General features: G+C 33.3%; 3 protein-coding genes. All 3 read right to left on the reverse strand.

Annotation, left to right across the window (positions count from 1 at the left end):
* Window positions 1–610, reverse strand: a 610-nt coding sequence (locus CJP74_RS07980) for a LysM-like peptidoglycan-binding domain-containing protein (protein ID WP_222987070.1), incomplete at its 3' end; no start/stop codon positions are given.
* Between the two features lie 33 nt (window positions 611–643).
* Complete coding sequence (locus CJP74_RS07985) at window positions 644–1,237, reverse strand: arginine repressor (protein WP_119498002.1); 594 nt, start codon at window positions 1,235–1,237, stop codon at window positions 644–646.
* A gap of 14 nt (window positions 1,238–1,251) precedes the next feature.
* Window positions 1,252–1,973: archaetidylserine decarboxylase (asd, locus tag CJP74_RS07990; protein WP_222987071.1), on the reverse strand; the 722-nt coding region annotated here is incomplete at its 5' end.

Genomic DNA, 1,973 nt, shown 5'->3' on the forward strand with positions numbered 1-1,973 from the left:
TATTATCAATATTTAAAATATATTGACCAACGTAACCACCACGACGTTTATCAATTGCTAATACCACAATTTTACCTTGTTGGTTAAATTTAACATAAAGTTTATCATTAACCCCTAGATTTTCAATTGCTTTATTAACACTTACCATGGCAAAAATATCACCTTGGTTACGACTAAAAATACGACCTGCAGTTTGCCCACTTTGAACAGTAAACTCTTCAGTTGGTAAATTAGCATAAATCTGATTTTCTGCTACTACAGGAATATTTGCACTCGTAGTTGTAGTTTGCGGTTGACTTGGTTGTTGTACAGGTTGTTGAGCTGGTTCTGGAGTCACAGTTGGCTGTTCTACAGGTGCTGTAGGAGTAACTGGAGCTACAGGTTGCTCAGTTGGAGGTGCTACAGGCTCTGGAGTTAGCTCTTGCGTACGTGAAGTATCAATTGCCACGGTTGCAGTTTCATTTTTATTTAATAAAATTGAATCCTTATTCGAACCTGTGTCTCTAAAAACAAATAAATATAAAATTATCGCTAAAACAACTATACCTACATAGATGTAAAGTTTTGTGTAAGAAGAGCGGTCAAAAAGTCCTTTCATTTTTTCTTTCATATTTTACAAACCTGTACTTTAAAAGAGTGTATGTTAAATTTTGAATAATCGTTTTACTAGTCGTTTTACTTTGCTTATTTCTTCTGTGTCTCGCGGTATCAACATAACTGTATCATCACCAGCAATTGTACCAAGAATATCTAGTTCTTTTGCAGAACTATCACAAATTTTTGCGACAATTTGTGCTCCTGCTGGTACTGTTTTTATAATAACACAAACATTATTACTCAATACAGAGATAACAAGAGCTTCTACTTTTGATTCTAGGGTTAAGCGATTCTGACTATAGTTAAGCTTGTAAAACTTTTCCCCTTTATAGTTAGTAACCTTGGTAATATTAGCAGCGGCTAAAAATCTTCTTAACTTATAAATAGAAATATTTATACCGTCATTACGTAAGACTTTTAAAATCTCAGTTGCTTTAGAATAGTTATTATAATTAACCACGTCTACTAAGTAGTTATACAAAGATCTATTCCTTACCAACATTAAGTTGCTAACCCCTATGTCAGAAGTGTCAACTTCATCTTCTTTGCCTTCAGAAAAATTTTCTGTAAAAGCTAAGCTTTTTTCATGCTGATCGACTTGGTCTTGATCGTTAGCATTAGTGGTTTTTTTTCTGTTCATAAAACTAAAAAACCCTAGGTTAAATCTCCAAGATTTGAATTAACTTTTATTGGTTCTCCAATTTTTACATTAGCAGAAGCAAAATCAACTTCACCAGGGAAAATATTTATAGTTGTACTTCCCATGATAAATGCCCCCATTTCAGAACCTTTCTTAATAATTATATTACTTTTTGTATAATCTTTCTCAATAATATGTACTGCATGGTCTGCAATTATTGGATTATCCCAAAACTGTAAAATAGAACCTGTGATTGTAGCACCTACTAAAACTTGTACCATTAGACCATATTGCGTTTCAAAGTAACAAACTAAACGCTCATTTCTTGCATAAAGATTCGAAATATTGGTAAAAGCATTAGTATTTACCGAATAAAGATCACCTGGAATGAACACTGCTTTAAGCAATTTCCCATCACAAGGCATATGCACTTTATGATAATCACGTGGTGAAAGGTAAACTGTTAAATAGGAATGGTTATCAAACTGAGCAGCTTCTTCGTTAGAGATAGCTAGTAGCTCTCTTACGGTAAAGTTATGCCCTTTTGCCTGAATCATAGTACCACTATTTATTTTACCTAACATGGCTACACGACCATCAGCTGGAGAAACAAAATTACTATCACCAACAGGACGTGCACCATCAACTAAATCACGGATAAAAAACTCATTAAACGTTTTGTAATGTTCAGCAGAACTATATTTAGCTTCAGCCATATTTACTTTATTTAATTTAA

Source organism: Psittacicella melopsittaci (genome assembly GCF_003585925.1).
Taxonomy (GTDB): Bacteria; Pseudomonadota; Gammaproteobacteria; order Enterobacterales; family Psittacicellaceae; genus Psittacicella; species Psittacicella melopsittaci.